At 38.2% G+C, this 14,585-nt stretch carries 13 protein-coding genes; 9 read left to right on the plus strand and 4 right to left on the minus strand.

From position 1 onward, the window contains the following. Positions 1 to 36: 36 nt before the first annotated feature. A complete protein-coding gene (locus CXF71_RS15015) occupies positions 37 to 2,124 on the minus strand; it encodes a TonB-dependent receptor (RefSeq protein ID WP_101233763.1) in 2,088 nt (695 codons plus the stop codon). A gap of 308 nt (positions 2,125 to 2,432) precedes the next feature. Here CXF71_RS15015 and CXF71_RS15020 point away from each other — a divergent pair, with 308 nt between their 5' ends. From CXF71_RS15020 to CXF71_RS15060, 9 genes are all read left to right on the plus strand, one after another. Then, positions 2,433 to 3,650, plus strand: a complete 1,218-nt coding sequence (locus tag CXF71_RS15020) for an acyl-CoA dehydrogenase (protein WP_101233764.1) — start codon at positions 2,433 to 2,435, stop codon at positions 3,648 to 3,650. Between the two features lie 147 nt (positions 3,651 to 3,797). After that, a complete protein-coding gene (locus CXF71_RS15025; RefSeq protein ID WP_232771505.1) occupies positions 3,798 to 4,787 on the plus strand; it encodes an ABC transporter substrate-binding protein in 990 nt (329 codons plus the stop codon). Positions 4,788 to 4,797: 10 nt separating this feature from the next. Then, entirely contained in the window at positions 4,798 to 6,081 is a 1,284-nt protein-coding gene (locus CXF71_RS15030; RefSeq protein WP_101233766.1) for a GGDEF domain-containing protein, read from the plus strand. Between the two features lie 205 nt (positions 6,082 to 6,286). After that, on the plus strand, positions 6,287 to 7,042 hold the full coding sequence (locus tag CXF71_RS15035) for a class I SAM-dependent methyltransferase (protein WP_232771506.1): 756 nt from the start codon (positions 6,287 to 6,289) through the stop codon (positions 7,040 to 7,042). A gap of 301 nt (positions 7,043 to 7,343) precedes the next feature. Further along, the gene (locus CXF71_RS15040; RefSeq protein ID WP_232771507.1) at positions 7,344 to 9,146 is read left to right on the plus strand and encodes a thiamine pyrophosphate-dependent enzyme; all 1,803 of its coding nucleotides are present in this window, start codon (positions 7,344 to 7,346) and stop codon (positions 9,144 to 9,146) included. Between the two features lie 97 nt (positions 9,147 to 9,243). Beyond that, on the plus strand, positions 9,244 to 9,768 hold the full coding sequence (locus tag CXF71_RS15045) for an AAA family ATPase (RefSeq protein ID WP_101233767.1): 525 nt from the start codon (positions 9,244 to 9,246) through the stop codon (positions 9,766 to 9,768). 66 nt (positions 9,769 to 9,834) lie between these two features. Then, positions 9,835 to 10,629: a phytanoyl-CoA dioxygenase family protein gene (locus CXF71_RS15050; RefSeq protein WP_101233768.1), complete on the plus strand. Its 795-nt coding sequence runs from the start codon at positions 9,835 to 9,837 to the stop codon at positions 10,627 to 10,629. A 75-nt stretch (positions 10,630 to 10,704) separates the two neighbouring features. Then, a complete protein-coding gene (locus CXF71_RS15055; RefSeq protein WP_101233769.1) occupies positions 10,705 to 10,884 on the plus strand; it encodes a hypothetical protein in 180 nt (59 codons plus the stop codon). A gap of 34 nt (positions 10,885 to 10,918) precedes the next feature. Beyond that, the gene (locus CXF71_RS15060) at positions 10,919 to 11,284 is read left to right on the plus strand and encodes a cupin domain-containing protein (protein WP_101233770.1); all 366 of its coding nucleotides are present in this window, start codon (positions 10,919 to 10,921) and stop codon (positions 11,282 to 11,284) included. Between the two features lie 4 nt (positions 11,285 to 11,288). On the opposite strand, the gene CXF71_RS15065 is transcribed toward CXF71_RS15060, so the two are convergent. From CXF71_RS15065 to CXF71_RS15075, 3 genes are all read right to left on the minus strand, one after another. After that, positions 11,289 to 11,540 carry a hypothetical protein gene (locus tag CXF71_RS15065; RefSeq protein ID WP_101233771.1) on the minus strand — a complete coding sequence of 84 codons (252 nt, stop codon included), beginning with the start codon at positions 11,538 to 11,540 and terminating at the stop codon, positions 11,289 to 11,291. A 70-nt stretch (positions 11,541 to 11,610) separates the two neighbouring features. Continuing rightward, positions 11,611 to 12,069: a hypothetical protein gene (locus tag CXF71_RS15070; protein WP_101233772.1), complete on the minus strand. Its 459-nt coding sequence runs from the start codon at positions 12,067 to 12,069 to the stop codon at positions 11,611 to 11,613. Positions 12,070 to 12,294: 225 nt separating this feature from the next. Beyond that, positions 12,295 to 14,490 carry a S46 family peptidase gene (locus CXF71_RS15075; protein ID WP_232771508.1) on the minus strand — a complete coding sequence of 732 codons (2,196 nt, stop codon included), beginning with the start codon at positions 14,488 to 14,490 and terminating at the stop codon, positions 12,295 to 12,297. Positions 14,491 to 14,585: the final 95 nt, after the last annotated feature.

The raw sequence follows: 14,585 nt of genomic DNA on the forward strand, positions 1-14,585 counted from the left end.
AAGTGTAAGTAAACTTAATGTTAAGTTAAGATTTTACTAAAAAGTCATCTTTAAACCGACATAGGGGAATACGCCAATATCTTCTTCACCCGAAATATTATATTCAGTTAAGCTATCATTATCACTTGGCTCATAATAATAACCTGAGACATTTTTTTGCGCCATCGCGTTGATAATAGCCCATGTCCATTTTGCGTCGTAGCCCCAATAAGTCGTCTTGTAATTAGCCTCTAAATCTAAACGATGATAAACAGGTAAGGTTTTCGCATTAAGCTCACCGTAATCAGGCAAGAAGTGATCTTCATAGTCCGGGTTTTCACGTAAGCCAACGATAGGCGTATATTTTGCGCCACTGCGCAGGGTGAAACGTAAACCAAAATCCCAGCGCTCGTTTAGCTCATAGTTAACGACAACGTTTGCCACCAAAGGCGTATCTAGGTAGTAGTCAGTAGTAATATGAGTTAAATCATCAGTACGTTGGCTTTGCGACCAACTTAACGATGCCCAACCAAACCAGCCATTATTACGTTCATGCCTCACTAACCACTCAACACCCTGCGCATCACCTGAAGTATCATTGGTGTAGTGAGTATCAAAATCTTCCTCGGCCGATTTTTCATCAACCGAGCGAGGCAATTCAGTTAGCTCTTTATGATAGACATCCAGTGAGGTAAACCAAATACCGTTTAAATCATAATCAACCCCTAATGAGTAGTGAGTTGCTTGGGGGGATTTGATCTTTGGATTACCCAATTTGTTTAATGCGGTATCTGTATCAGGGAAACGGCTATAGGTACCAGCTTTGGCTTTAATGGTTAAGCCATCAGCAACAAACCAGTCAAGGGCTAGTCTAGGGTGAATGAACTCTTGGTCAGTATAATCATTACGTTCGCCTCGAAGACCAGCGGTTAACTGCCAACTATCACTCAATTGCCAAATGTCATGAATATAAATGGCAATATCTTCATCGGTTAGCTTGGCAACATCTTGAATACGTTCACCTTTGTTTTCGCTACAATCGGCATCATTTTCAGTGCAATAATAAGGAATAATATCAAAACTGTAATCAATGTCTGCCTTAGTGTAATCAATGCCAAATCCTAATTTATGACCTTCAAGCCAGGTGATTTGAGATGAAAAACGCAGGTGGTATAATTCTTCATCCACTTTGAGGAATTGCCCTTGGCCAAAAATTTGATCGGTTTTATTGACCGTATGACCAGCAACCAACTGCATAATTTTTTCTTCCTCACCATAATACTGCCAAGAAAGGCTTTGGCTATCAAACTTGGTTGTTATTTTTAGATCACCGACACTATCGGGATCTATTTTACCTTCTTCTGAATTTTCAGAAATATTAACTCCGCCAGTATCACTAGCACCAGAGGCGCTAAAGGTAAGCTTGTGAGCATCACCTATTAGCCACTGGTATTTACCTTGATAATCCTCACTTATTGGTGCTTTAAATATTGTATAACCCTCATCTTCTTCATCTTCAGGTAAAAACAAATGAATTTGACTACGACGATAAGACAAGTAAAACGCTTGATCTTCAAAGGTTTCACCCTCTACCATAATGCCACTTTTAAGCATGCTTAAGTCAATGGTTGTTTCAATATCTTGCTGGCGAGGATCGCGTAATTGCACGTCAAAAACACCACCGGTAGCATTGCCGTATTCACTGCCAAAAGCAGCAGGGTGCAAGCTAAAGTCTTGGATGAGGTTTTCATTAAAAATACTATCGCCAAACAAGTGGAAAATATAACCAACCTGTATGTCATCAATATAAAAAGCGTTATCATCAGGAGAAGAGCCACGCACTGCCGGCGAGCCAGTATCGCCGCCAGCATAAACAATACCAGGTAAGCTATATACGGCACTTAACGGGTCATTACCTATGCCGGCAACACTCATTAACTGTTCGGTTTGTTCGGTCATCTCACTATTAGCTTGATTACGTTTTGAGGTAACTTCAATCACCTCGATATTTTGCTCTGTTGCTTTTTTGTTTGTCGCACCTGCATCACTTTTTTCTGACTTTTCTTCTGCGAATACTGTTATAGGCATTGCCGTTACTAACAGTAAAAGTGAGCTGGCCATGCAAGTGGCGGATGATTTTTTCATTTTGGGCGATCCCTGTCTGTTTTCTCTGTGTAGCGTCTAAACCGCTATTGATATGAACTGATTTTGCCGCACACGGTTGTGTAAATCAGTAACCTAAGTGTCGAAAAACTGTCTGCTAGCTGTCAGAAAGTGTAAGTTCTATTTAATTCTTCATTTCATACGTACTGAAAAATGACTTAATAAAGGGGCTATTTGAGGCATTTTATTGTTCTACCTCATACTCCTGCTTGCATTAAATTGACTTGTGAAGTCTTTCTATTACTATTTGACAATATATAAAATCGAACAGTCATTTCAGGTAAATTTTCATGTCAAATTACAACGTCAGTACTCCACTGAAAACAGGCCAAGTAAACAAAGTACATTTCAATTGGCAAGATCCTTTAATGCTTGATTCTCTATTATCTGAAGAAGAACGCTTACTGCGTGATACGGCGCATCAATATTGCCAAGAAAAACTCATGCCGCGTATTCTATTAGCCAATCGCCATGAGAATTTTGATGTTGAAATTATGAAGGAGTTTGGCGCCTTAGGTTTACTCGGCGCAACCATTGAAGAGAAATACGGCTGTGCGGGTATTAATTATGTTAGCTACGGTCTAATTGCTCGCGAAGTAGAAAGGGTTGATAGCGGTTATCGCAGCGCCATGAGTGTGCAATCTTCCTTGGTAATGCATCCCATTCATGCTTATGGCAGTGAAGCACAAAAAATGAAATATTTACCTAAGCTTGCAACAGGAGAGTACATAGGTTGCTTTGGTTTGACTGAGCCAAACTCAGGTTCAGATCCCGCCAGTATGGCGACTAAAGCGGTTGTGGTTGCTGGTGGTTACCAGCTTAATGGCAGTAAAATGTGGATCACCAATTCTCCCATAGCAGATGTGTTTATCGTTTGGGCAAAACTTGAAGGTGTTATTAAAGGATTTATTCTTGAAAAAGGCATGGCCGGTTTATCAGCGCCAAAAATTGAAGGTAAATTCTCGCTTCGTGCCTCTATTACCGGTGAGATAGTGATGGAAGATGTTTTTGTGCCAACAGAAAATATGCTACCCAAGGCGAGTGGCTTGTCAGGACCTTTTGGTTGCTTGAATAAGGCACGCTATGGTATTGCTTGGGGCGCATTAGGTGCTGCTGAATTTTGTTGGCATGGCGCTCGCCAATATACTTTAGATCGAGAGCAATTTGGTAAACCTTTAGCGGCGACTCAATTAATTCAAAAGAAGCTCGCTGATATGCAAACAGAGATTACCCTGGGGTTGTTGGCTTGTTTGCAAGCAGGACGCTTAATGGACAGTCATAACCTAGCGCCTGAAGCTATCTCTTTGATTAAACGGAATTCTTGCGGCAAAGCGCTCGATATTGCTAGGCAAGCGCGTGACATGCATGGCGGTAACGGTATTAGTGATGAGTTTCATATCATTCGACATGTAATGAACCTTGAAGCGGTTAATACCTACGAGGGAACTCATGATGTGCATGCACTTATATTAGGTCGAGCACAAACGGGTATACAGGCATTTTTCTAGTTATGGGCTAAGTTATTTTGTTATTACTTTGTTAAGTGAGGCTTTGATAAAAATTAAATAGCAGTACAATGATCCAAAAACTCTAAATTTTTCTATACTAGACTAAATGGATCATATTATGTTGTATTAATTATTTTAATTAAAAACGTGCTCATTTTGTCTTTGGTAACACTGCTAGTTTGTATCAGTGCAATTCTGCTATATTTAAATTTTGAATCCCGTTGGCAACAACCGAAATACCCAGTAGTTATTGCTGTTTCAAAAACCCCGTTATCAACTCCATTTTATGTTGCTAAGGCGATAGGCGCCTTTGATGGTACTTGTGTCGATGTTGAGTTTGACGAAGTGCTTGGTGGGCAAAGGGCCTTTGCTAAGGTAATGAATGGAGATGCTGATTTTGGTACCAGTTCGGACTCTGTCATTGCTTTTAAAAGCCTCGCAGGTAGAGCATTTGTCACCCACGCTATGTTTGTTCAATCAGATAACGATGTCAAACTCATTAGCAGAGCTTCAGCTAAAGTCAACTCAGCCATCGACCTACAAGGTAAAAAAATAGGGGTCACTAAAGGTACCGCAAGTGAATACTTTTTAAGTAATTTATTAGCACTTGAAGGCTTAACTACTGAAGATGTAAAACTTTATCATTACAAGCCAGAGCAGTTAATGAATGGTTTTATAAACAATGAAATTGATGCGTTTGTTCCTTGGGAGCCCTTTGGATTTGAAAGTATTCAATTACTGGCAGATAAAGTTAAAGTACATCAAACTAAAGGTTTGAATACCTTGGTTTTTAATTTAATTTCAGCAACAGCAGATACTTTACTGGTCGAAAAAGCAAAGTGTCTTATTCAGGGCTTGAGTATTGCGATTGACTACATTGCATCCTATCCAACTCAGTCTAAAAAAATTGTGATCAATGAGCTTAATCTTTCGGCAGAATTTATTGACTGGGTTTGGCCTGATTATATTTTCAAATTAGGATTAAATCAGTCTTTAGTATTAAGTGTTGAGTCACAGGCTATGTGGGCTATTTCGACTCAAATGAGCCAGTTTAATGAAGTACCTAATGTTGAACATTTTATTGATAGCAGAGCCATGCTGCAAGTTATGCCCAATGCAGTGAATATCCCTAAATAAGGACATTGATATGAACATAAGCCTTTTACAAAGGATATTATTTTTTACGCTAAGCTGCTGTTTTTTATTTGGTCTGTTATTCGCGAGCGTCATTTGGTCATCACAAGCGATAGAGCTTGCTTTGAGTCGTGATAATTACGCAGAACAGCTAACCAATCAAACAAACTCACTAAAACAACTTGTCGCGAATGATAATATTTATGACAGTGATTACAGTCTTAGTGATTGGCAAAATTTACAGGTGAAATTAACCCGTCTGCTCAAATCATCGCCTAAATTAACGGCGCAACAAGAAATCATCCAAATTAGTATTCAAAGTCAAAATGAAAGCTTAAAAAGCCTTTTCACCCTAATCAATCAAAATAAACTAAAAAATGCCAGTGAAACAATAAAAAACCACCTAAAAGCAAGGTTGATGATTCAGCTTGAGGCTATTCGTTCTGATTCATTACAGCTGTCAGCCATTGCGCAACAAGATATATACAACACCATTAAAAATCAGGCTTTTATGTTCATTGTAGTCTCGGTAGTCAGCATACTCGCTTTGTTCTTCGGTGCTTTTAGTTTGACCTACATCGTCAGGAAATCACTTAATGAAATTAAGTGTGCTTTTGAGAAAAATCATAGTGGCCACTTCCAAAAAATAAAGCTTTCTCATCACTCTCAAGAGTTTGATAGTATTGCCGATGCATTCAATACGATGAATAAAAAACTCAGTGAATCTACTATATCCCTAACGGCTATGGAAAAAATTGTTGAGGAAAGAACACATGTATTAGAGCAGTTATCAAATACTGACCCGCTGACTAAAGTAGCTAATCGACGCGCGCTGTTTGAGCGAGCCGATATGGAGTTTTCTCGCGCAATAAGAAGTCACAGTAAACTGACATTACTACTGATAGATTGCGATTTCTTTAAAAAGGTGAATGACCAATACGGGCACTTATTTGGCGATGAGTTATTAATACACATTTGCAACATTTGTCGTCAAGAGATACGTGATATTGATTTTTTAGCAAGATATGGCGGTGAAGAGTTTATTCTTATTTTACCAAACTGCGATATAACAGGCGGTATTGAAACGGCTAATCGAATACAGCATTCATTAGCTAATAATTGTTTGAAAGTGGACAGTAAAGAAATCTGTGTGACCTTAAGTATTGGCATTTCTATGCTCAGTGAACGACACAAAAGCTTAGACCAATTAATTAATGATGCTGATAAAGCTATGTATCTAGCCAAGGAAAATGGTCGCAATCGCATTGAAGTTATTCCTGCTCCTAATCTGCACTAAAGTAATCCCCACAACAATACCGCTTACAGACTTGTTACATATTTTGAAACAAGTTACTTATTGCCCTAAGCTAACTCTGTTATAGACTGTCTCTTTACTTTAAGTGTTATACATTCAGCTAATAATGATATTTGCACAAATTATGCAATTGTAAATAAGTAATTTAGGCAAGGTAAACGCTTTAATAACCGTAGGGGATAGAACAATGATCATGAAGACCTTTCAAGGTAAAGTTACCGCTAAATTAGCGGCACTTTCTGCCATTAGTTTATTAGCTTTTAGTGCGCCACTTTTAGCTGCTTCGCTCGATTTATCAGGTAGAAGTGATGACGATAGTCAGCAAGATAGCACAAGAAAACCGGCACAAGTTATCGACTTCGTCGGTGTTAAAAAAGGTGATAAGGTACTTGATTTATTAGCCGGCGGTGGCTATTACTCAGAATTATTATCGCGCGCAGTAGGTGATAAAGGCGCAGTAACCTTACAAATTCCTAAAGCCTACCTTAAATATGCAGAGAAATCGTTGGAAGTAAGACTTGCTAATGACAGACTAAAAAATGTGACTTATTTACTCAGTGAAGCTGAGAACTTAAAACTTAGCGAAAATACTTATGATAGTGCTTTCTTGGTATTAGGTTTTCATGACATGTTCTTCAAAGAAGAAGGCTGGGATTTCACCGCGGATGAAGTGATGCCACAAGTGTTTAAATCACTAAAGTCTGGCGGGAAATTATTAGTTATTGATCATGATGCGGCTGACAATAGTGGTATTCGTGATGTTAAATCACTGCATAGAATTGATAGTGCATTTGTTAAAGCTGATCTAGAAAAGCGTGGCTTTAAATTAATTAAAACCTCCAAATTGTTAGAAAACCATAACGATGATCATTCTAAGATAGTTTTTATACCCGAGTTACGTCGTAAGACTGATCGCTTTGTCATGCTGTTTGAGAAAATTTAGTCTCGCGGCACATTATAATGGTTGCAGTGATTACCTAGTGAATAAGCTATATTTAATCACTGCCCATTCTTATGCTTATTAGCTGTTCTTCATCCTACATCAGTGTCAATTTACCCGCTGAGACCTCATCTGAATTTAGTTAATAACCACTCAACATTACAGCTTTACAAAAACTGTACACAAGCCTGCACACACGATTCGATAGTGATTTGATCCAAAGCTCATAAAATATGATCTTAATCATGTTGCTTGTTTTCTGCCCCTTTAAAGTAGTGCGATAAACTTTAAGGGAGAGAACAACATGTCGTATGAAATGAATTTTGGCAAAGCTTACAATGAACAATTACCTACCTTAGGCGAAACCATGAAAGATGTTATTCGCTTTTTTGGCGGGCAACATCTTTATGGTGTTGGTGGCGATTTTGCGGCAAATTTAATTGCTGCTCTTGGTGCTAATGATCAAGGCGAAGGTATTCAAATTAACCCTTCAAGTAATGAAATGCATGCAGGATTTTCAGCGTGTGCTCAGGCAGAAGTCGACGGCATGGGTTTTTGTTTAACCACTTATATGGTTGGTAGTTTACCTTGTACCAGTGCTGCGGCATTGGCGGTAACTGAAGGTTTACCGGTAGTTTTTATTTCAGGTGCTCCTGCTGAAAGCGAAGTGAATCAAGTTGCTATTCACCATACCATTCACCCTAATGCTTCATGGAAAACTGAGTATGATAATGCTTTAGAAGCTTTTTCTGCCTTGGGTATGCGAGTAGAACGTCTACAAGGTCAGCGAGTAGAAGGTCACCCTAATATTGCCGGACAACGTTTCTATCAAATTGTTAGTGAAGCTTATAAGAATAAGCAGCCCGTATTTATTGAAGTACCACGGGATCAAGTTTTTGCTAAAACCCAACCTATCAAGTTACCAAAAACCTTAGATAATATTTGTTGCGGTAGTAATATTTTAGCGGGTACCGAGTTAATTGTTGATAATATTCTGGATAAATTGGCCCAAGCTAAGGCTCCATTGCTCTACTTAGGCGATCGCTTAAAGCACAATGAAAAACTTAAAGACTTAATTATTAGCTTCGCTGAAAAATTTAATATTCCTTATGCCACTACTTGGTTTGCTAAAGGCTTGTTTGATGAATATAAACCACTGTGTTTAGGTGCTTATAATGGTATTTTCACGCAAACCGCTGGCCGTGAATATATTGAGCAACAAGTTGATTATGTTATTGATGTGGCGACCAGTATTTTTCCGCAAGACAGTAATATTGCCTTTGGCACGGGTACTCATAAAATTGAGTGCTTTGATAATAAAACCTTATTAAAAGGAGGATCACTGTTAGAAAAGGATCTTCTCGTTATCTTTGAACGTTTATTGGAACAAGATATCACCGCTTTTACGTTTACAGAGCCGTCAGAAGTGAACTTGATCGATGAGTCATTAGCTAAAGGTGATGATGACATTGATTTTAATAATTTGGCACAAACACTCAATGATTTACAAGGGCAAGATGAAAGCACTTACGTTTATTTGCCTGAAGTAGGTAATTCATACTTTGCCAGTTACAGTTTGAAAGTTCGTCAATCCGCGCTGGGGCGTTCATGGCTTACTAATCCTTGGTATGGCGCTATGGGCACTGCATTGCCTTATGCTCGAGTGGTTGCTCAACGGATAAAGTCACAAAAAATAGCCGAGCGTGCAGTGGTAATCATTGGCGACGGTGGCTTTCATTTTCAGTTAAATGAACTCATCCATTTTTTAAAGGATAAATCAGACGTCACCATCATTTACATGCGTAATAATGTCTTTCATTTAGGGAAAAGTGGTGATGGCGCTATTTATCACTGTAATGATACAGAATTTGATGTGCACAGTTTAGTTAAAGCTTATCAAGGTCATAGCGAAACATGTACTAGCGTTAGTGACTTTAAAGCGTATTTTAAAGCATGCAGTCAGCAAACGGGGATATCCTTAATTGAAGTGCTTGCTAAGCCGATAGAAGCAAGACAAAGTAATGAATTGAAACTACTGAACCTTTATATTAAAGCTCAAAATGGTCAAACTGAAGCTGTAAAAGCATGGCAAAAATTAACCAGGTAGTTTTTTAATAATATGTTGAGTAACGTTTTTATTAGTTTGAAAGTGTGGGATATTAACCATTTTGTTAACAACACACTTTTGAGCAATAGGTAGCATATTGAGAAAGATATTAATTTTTGGTAACTCGGCTAGTGGTAAGTCTACACTCGCTAAACAGTTAGCTAAGTCAGAAAAGCTAGCGCATTTAGATCTTGATTTGTTAGCGTGGCAAGCGACTAATCCGCCGACAAGAACGCCTCTATGCGAATGTAGTCAAGCTATTGGACACTTTATGCAGCAGCATACTAGCTGGGTTATCGAAGGTTGCTACACTGACTTATTGACTATTGCGGAGTTACAATCATCAGAGGTTATATTTATGAACTTACCGACGAATGAGTGCATTAGCAATGCAAAAAATCGTCCGTGGGAGCCACATAAATATGACTCTAAAAGCGCGCAGGATGCTAATTTAGCGATGTTGATAGCGTGGATTTCACAATATGAACAAAGAAACGATACTTTCTCAAAAGCAGCACATCTGAATTTTTATCAATACTATGCAGGCGAGAAGAAAATGCTAACGCGTAATAGCAACGCTTCAACTGATTCTATGGCTAAGTCTAAGTCTAAGCCTAAGTAAGAGTAGAAGTAGGGGGAAGAGTCGGAGTGAAAAGTAAAGTCAGTAATCAGTAATCAGTGAGCAGTGATGAAAGAAAGTTATCAGAAACAAGGTTATGTACTTATTCGACACTTCCTTAGTGATAATGAAGTGCTTGAACTACGTACGATATTGAATGAATTTCATCATTTATGGCAGCAAGAAAATGCTAGTTTTTATGCTGATAAAGCAGTTAATTCGGCTTATCTAACGAGTAACAAATTTTTAAATAACGAGCAACGAAATCGATTGTTCCGCTTTATTGGTTCAGAAAAAGTGATGACTCTTGTCAACGAGTTGATCCCTCAGCAGCCATGCTTTTTAAATACTCAGTTATTCTTTAATCCAGTAAATGAAAAACAGTGTAACTATTGGCATAGAGATCCACAATATCATCTGTCTATAGAGCAACAAAAGGCGGCTTTAGCATCTTTTGATGTTATTCACTTTCGTTTGCCTGCATTGGATGAACCAGGTGTTGAATTGATTCCTGGTACCCATAAACGTTGGGATTCAGCTGAAGAGTTTGATGTGCGTTTAGAACAAAATGGCGGGAAGAATAATCAGCCACTTTCCAAAGGAAAAACCATAAAACTGTGCGCTGGCGACTTGTTGATATTCTCAGCCAATATGATCCACCGAGGTTTGTATGGCATGGATCGTTTAGCATTCGATATTTTGTTTTGTCCGTCAGAGCCAAGCATTATTGAATTTGTCAGTGACGATTGTTTGCCCAGCAAAAGTACCATGGCGGCTCTTGATGATAGTAGCGCTTTTATCAATACCATCAAGTTAAAAGCTGAAATAAAAAAACAGCATAGTGAATGTGATCATAAAACTTAGCTATAGTTACTTTAATCAGTTTATCGTTTAGTTTAAATTTATAGGCTACACGGTAATTTTATCAAAGGAGACAGTATGACAAAGTTATTAACAACGGCCAAAAATTATTACTGGGCCTCAATTTTCATCTCATTTGGCGTAGTGTTTAATTTAATAAAAGAAAATTTTCTTAATGTTGGTATCCTTCTTATTTTGTCGGCACTATTGATTGCCATTGGCTTTAGCATTAGCAGAAAAAAACCGGATAAAAACTAGCTACTACCCACCATACTTAACTAAAGAAAACATAATGACTAAAATTAATATCAATGAAAAATTCACACTATTTGATGATAAATGGTCACCTAAAGTGATTGCCGAGTCTAATGGCCAATTAGTAAAAATAGCGAAAGGCGATGGCGAACTCGTTTGGCATAAACATGATAATGAAGATGAATTATTTATTGTCTTTACCGGTCAGCTGACCTTACAGCTAAAAACCGGTGATATTATTCTAAACCCCGGAGAAATGTATATCGTTCCCAAGGGAGTAGAACATTGCCCAAAAGCATTACCAGATACACACTTTTTAATGGTAGAGCCAGCCAGCACTGCTCATACCGGTGAAAATATTAGTGAAGTGACGGTGGCATCTTCTGATCAAGCGTGGATCTAAAACGCTAATTGATGTTGTATTTCCCTTTACCCATCTGATTTTCCTTTTGTTTTTGCGTCACTATGCGCTTATCAACTTGCACCATTTTAATGGTTTGATCTACTAGAGGGTCAGGCGTAAACATCTGCACAAAAATGCCAAAAGCAATGGCAATACCTTTACGTTTTCTGGCGAATTTCAATAACAAACAAGCAATAATGGCGAGTACAACAAACACTAACCACGGGGCTAGCATTGTATAAAATAAGTTTTCCATGTGATTTTCCTAAAATAAACAATTAATCGCTCCTATAACCATTAAATTTGGCGATAGAGTAAAAGTAAAATTAAGAAAGGTTTTGTTGGTATTGTAACTTTGCTTGGTAACAAGGCTTTTGGGCATACAAAGCGTTTTGTGTACCTTGGATATGTGTGTGGGTGGTGAGTTGTTCTTGATAAGATTGTCGCGCGAGTGATTGTGCATCGTAGAGAACTAAGTCTGTAGTAAGTTCATTTATTGTCGCGATAAAAAGTGTGCTAGCAAGGTTGTCGTTGTCGTTATCGTCTTGTTGCAATAAGGTCAGTAGGCTTATTTTGCGTTTTGATAGTGCAGCTTGCCTATTATAGTCCTCAATAGAATCAGTATGATTGTTTAATGTGTTGGTAAGGTCTGTACTCTCTGCGACCGCGTGGTATTTGCTTGCTAATAGAGAGGATAAAGGTACTGCCAGTGCTGAATGTAAAGACAGGGAAGCGCTAAGTAATAATAAAAATTTAATCAAAAAACTAGTCAAAGAATTATGCATGATGCCTCCCTTTATTATCTTTATTAATCCATGTGCCATGTAGAGTAAATGGTATCTTCAGCTACTTATGAGATAAGGTCAGAAGTTTATTTTTCAAGGGGAATTGGCAAATTATTGAGTGAAGTGTATGGGTAGGTGTGATTCTGCTGTGATTTTCAAAATAAAAAAATCCGGCACATGGCCGGATTTTAAAGTATCAATGAGTAAGTGTTTAGTTAGCTAAACTTACTCAACTATATCCATTTCTTCAATTAAGTTAGTGGCGCCATCTACGTGCTCCATAACCCAAAGCATGTAACGAACATCAACGTGAATTGAGCGATTTAACTTAGTATCGTAATCCCAATCACCAATAATGCTTTCATAAACACCGTCAAACACTAAACCAACAAATTCGGCTTTGTCGTTAAGTGTTGGTGAACCTGAGTTACCGCCAGTAATATCAAGCGTACCTAAGTAGTTTACAGGTACTGAGCCAAGTGCTTTTTTCGCGTACGTGCCGTAATGCTTTTTATTGATTAAGTCTAATTGCTTTTGCGGTGCATCAAAAGGTGCAACACCAGTATCTTTAGCAACAATACCTTCAAGGGTAGTATAAGGTGTAGCCGTTAAACCATCTTGAGGAGAATAACCTTTTACATTACCGTAAGTAATACGCAAGGTGCTGTTAGCATCGGCATATACAGGTAAGTCGTTATCGTTGAAGTAAGCAATAAGCGCTTCCATGTACTTAGGACGGAAAGCTTGGATATCACCCGCTAACTCTTTTGACTTATCTTCAATGACTTTACGCTCTTCAAAGCTAGTAACCGCTAATTGAATAAACGGGTCTTTGCTTTTGTTAAAATCATCTACTGATTTATTCATCAGGGCTAAACGCTGCTCTTGTGAATTAAGCTTAGTGCTTTTGTACATTCTTTTTAACTGTTTACGTAGCTTTTTCTCGTTAAAGTTTTTAGCTGTGGTGTTAGTTAAACCAAAGTATTTGTCAAATGACTTAAGTCGCTCAGCTTTAGGTAAAGCAACATAGTGCGTTAACATAGCAACAAGAATTTCGTTATCAATTTTCTCATCATAACGACGATCAACAGACTTCATGCTTTGTTCAAAACGGGCGATATCACGTTCTTGATAACCATGTTCACGTTCAATGTTTGGCTTGGTATTTTCCACGGCTAAACGATGTAGTGATTTCGCGGTTGATAACATTTTACTGTAACGCATGTAACCCAAAATTAAATCACGAGCTTGTTGCTTATCATCTTGTTTAACTAAGTTGTTTAAACCAGATAACGCTTCACCGTACTGGCTTTTACGCTTTGAACTGCTGTTTAACCATGTTGTTAAGTTTGTTTCAAGTTCTTGCTTACGCTGTAAAAAAGAGCCATTGTTGTAACTGTGGATCATTGAACCATAGTTTTTAGCATAGTTAGCAAGACCAGCTAACGTGCTTTCGTATTTAATACGCGCTTCACTGCCGACTTCAGAATGGCTATGGATTAAATCAATAATCTCTTCACGGTAAGCTTTCTCGTGTGGATAAGTCCAAGAGAACGTATTTTCAACTTCATAAGCGGTGCGGTAGCGGTTAGTTCTGCCTGGGTAGCCAAGAACCATGATGTAATCACCGTCATCAACACTGCTTTTGTTTACTTTTAAATGATGCTTAGGCTTGTATGGCACATTGTCTTTGCTAAAATCAGCAGGTTGACCATCTTTACCAACATAGGCACGATAAAAACCGTAATCGCCAGTGTGACGTGGCCACATCCAGTTATCGATATCGCCGCCGTATTTACCAATACTGCTTGCTGGTGCATGGACTAAACGTACATCACGAATGGTAAGCTGTTTGAATAAGTAATATTCTAAACCGCCGTGAAAATTAACCACACTACAGCGGTATCTATCATCATTTTCACATTCAGCGACTAATTTTTTTGAATTAGTATCAACGGCTTTATAACGATCACTCCCTGACATTTTGCTCGAAACGCCTGATTTTACCAATTTCGTTACTTCGGTAATTTCTTCGGTTACATAAATACGGCTACCTGGTGTTGCAGGTAATTCTTCAGCGAAATTTTTAGCTAAAAAACCATTTTTAAGTAAGTTGTTTTCTGCGGTTGAGTTGTATTGAACTGAACCATAGACACAGTGATGGTTAGTGGCAACTAAGCCTTGGTCAGACACAAATGAAGCTGTACAGCCACCAAGACTAACAATGGCACCCATAGGGAAACCAGTGAGGTCGGTTAAATCATTTGGATTTAATTTTAAACCCGCTTTCGTTAATTCTTTAGCGATTGTTGGTAATTGGTTTGGTTGCCACATACCTTCATCAGCTACTGCTGAGCCAGCGCTAAGAGCCAAAGTTGGCAGTATTACCGACAAGCTCAGTAATTGTTTTATTTTATTCATAGCTTCCTACTTTTCTCATGTAGTTTTGAACTGAATTGAATTGCTTTTTAGAAGGCAATTTTGATGTTATTCAGTTGTTAATTTTTTTGACGAAA

The organism is Colwellia sp. 12G3 (assembly GCF_002836775.1).
Classification (GTDB): Bacteria; Pseudomonadota; Gammaproteobacteria; order Enterobacterales; family Alteromonadaceae; genus Colwellia.

What these genes read in the sequence shown, in the direction of transcription:
- CXF71_RS15015 (WP_101233763.1), bottom strand. Translation starts at nt 2,124, where the DNA reads ATGAAAAAATCATCCGCCACTTGCATGGCCAGCTCACTTTTACTGTTA.
- CXF71_RS15020 (WP_101233764.1), top strand. Translation starts at nt 2,433, where the DNA reads ATGTCAAATTACAACGTCAGTACTCCACTGAAAACAGGCCAAGTAAAC.
- CXF71_RS15030 (WP_101233766.1), top strand. Translation starts at nt 4,798, where the DNA reads ATGAACATAAGCCTTTTACAAAGGATATTATTTTTTACGCTAAGCTGC.
- CXF71_RS15035 (WP_232771506.1), top strand. Translation starts at nt 6,287, where the DNA reads ATGATCATGAAGACCTTTCAAGGTAAAGTTACCGCTAAATTAGCGGCA.
- CXF71_RS15040 (WP_232771507.1), top strand. Translation starts at nt 7,344, where the DNA reads ATGTCGTATGAAATGAATTTTGGCAAAGCTTACAATGAACAATTACCT.
- CXF71_RS15050 (WP_101233768.1), top strand. Translation starts at nt 9,835, where the DNA reads ATGAAAGAAAGTTATCAGAAACAAGGTTATGTACTTATTCGACACTTC.
- CXF71_RS15055 (WP_101233769.1), top strand. Translation starts at nt 10,705, where the DNA reads ATGACAAAGTTATTAACAACGGCCAAAAATTATTACTGGGCCTCAATT.
- CXF71_RS15060 (WP_101233770.1), top strand. Translation starts at nt 10,919, where the DNA reads ATGACTAAAATTAATATCAATGAAAAATTCACACTATTTGATGATAAA.
- CXF71_RS15065 (WP_101233771.1), bottom strand. Translation starts at nt 11,540, where the DNA reads ATGGAAAACTTATTTTATACAATGCTAGCCCCGTGGTTAGTGTTTGTT.
- CXF71_RS15070 (WP_101233772.1), bottom strand. Translation starts at nt 12,069, where the DNA reads ATGCATAATTCTTTGACTAGTTTTTTGATTAAATTTTTATTATTACTT.
- CXF71_RS15075 (WP_232771508.1), bottom strand. Translation starts at nt 14,490, where the DNA reads ATGAATAAAATAAAACAATTACTGAGCTTGTCGGTAATACTGCCAACT.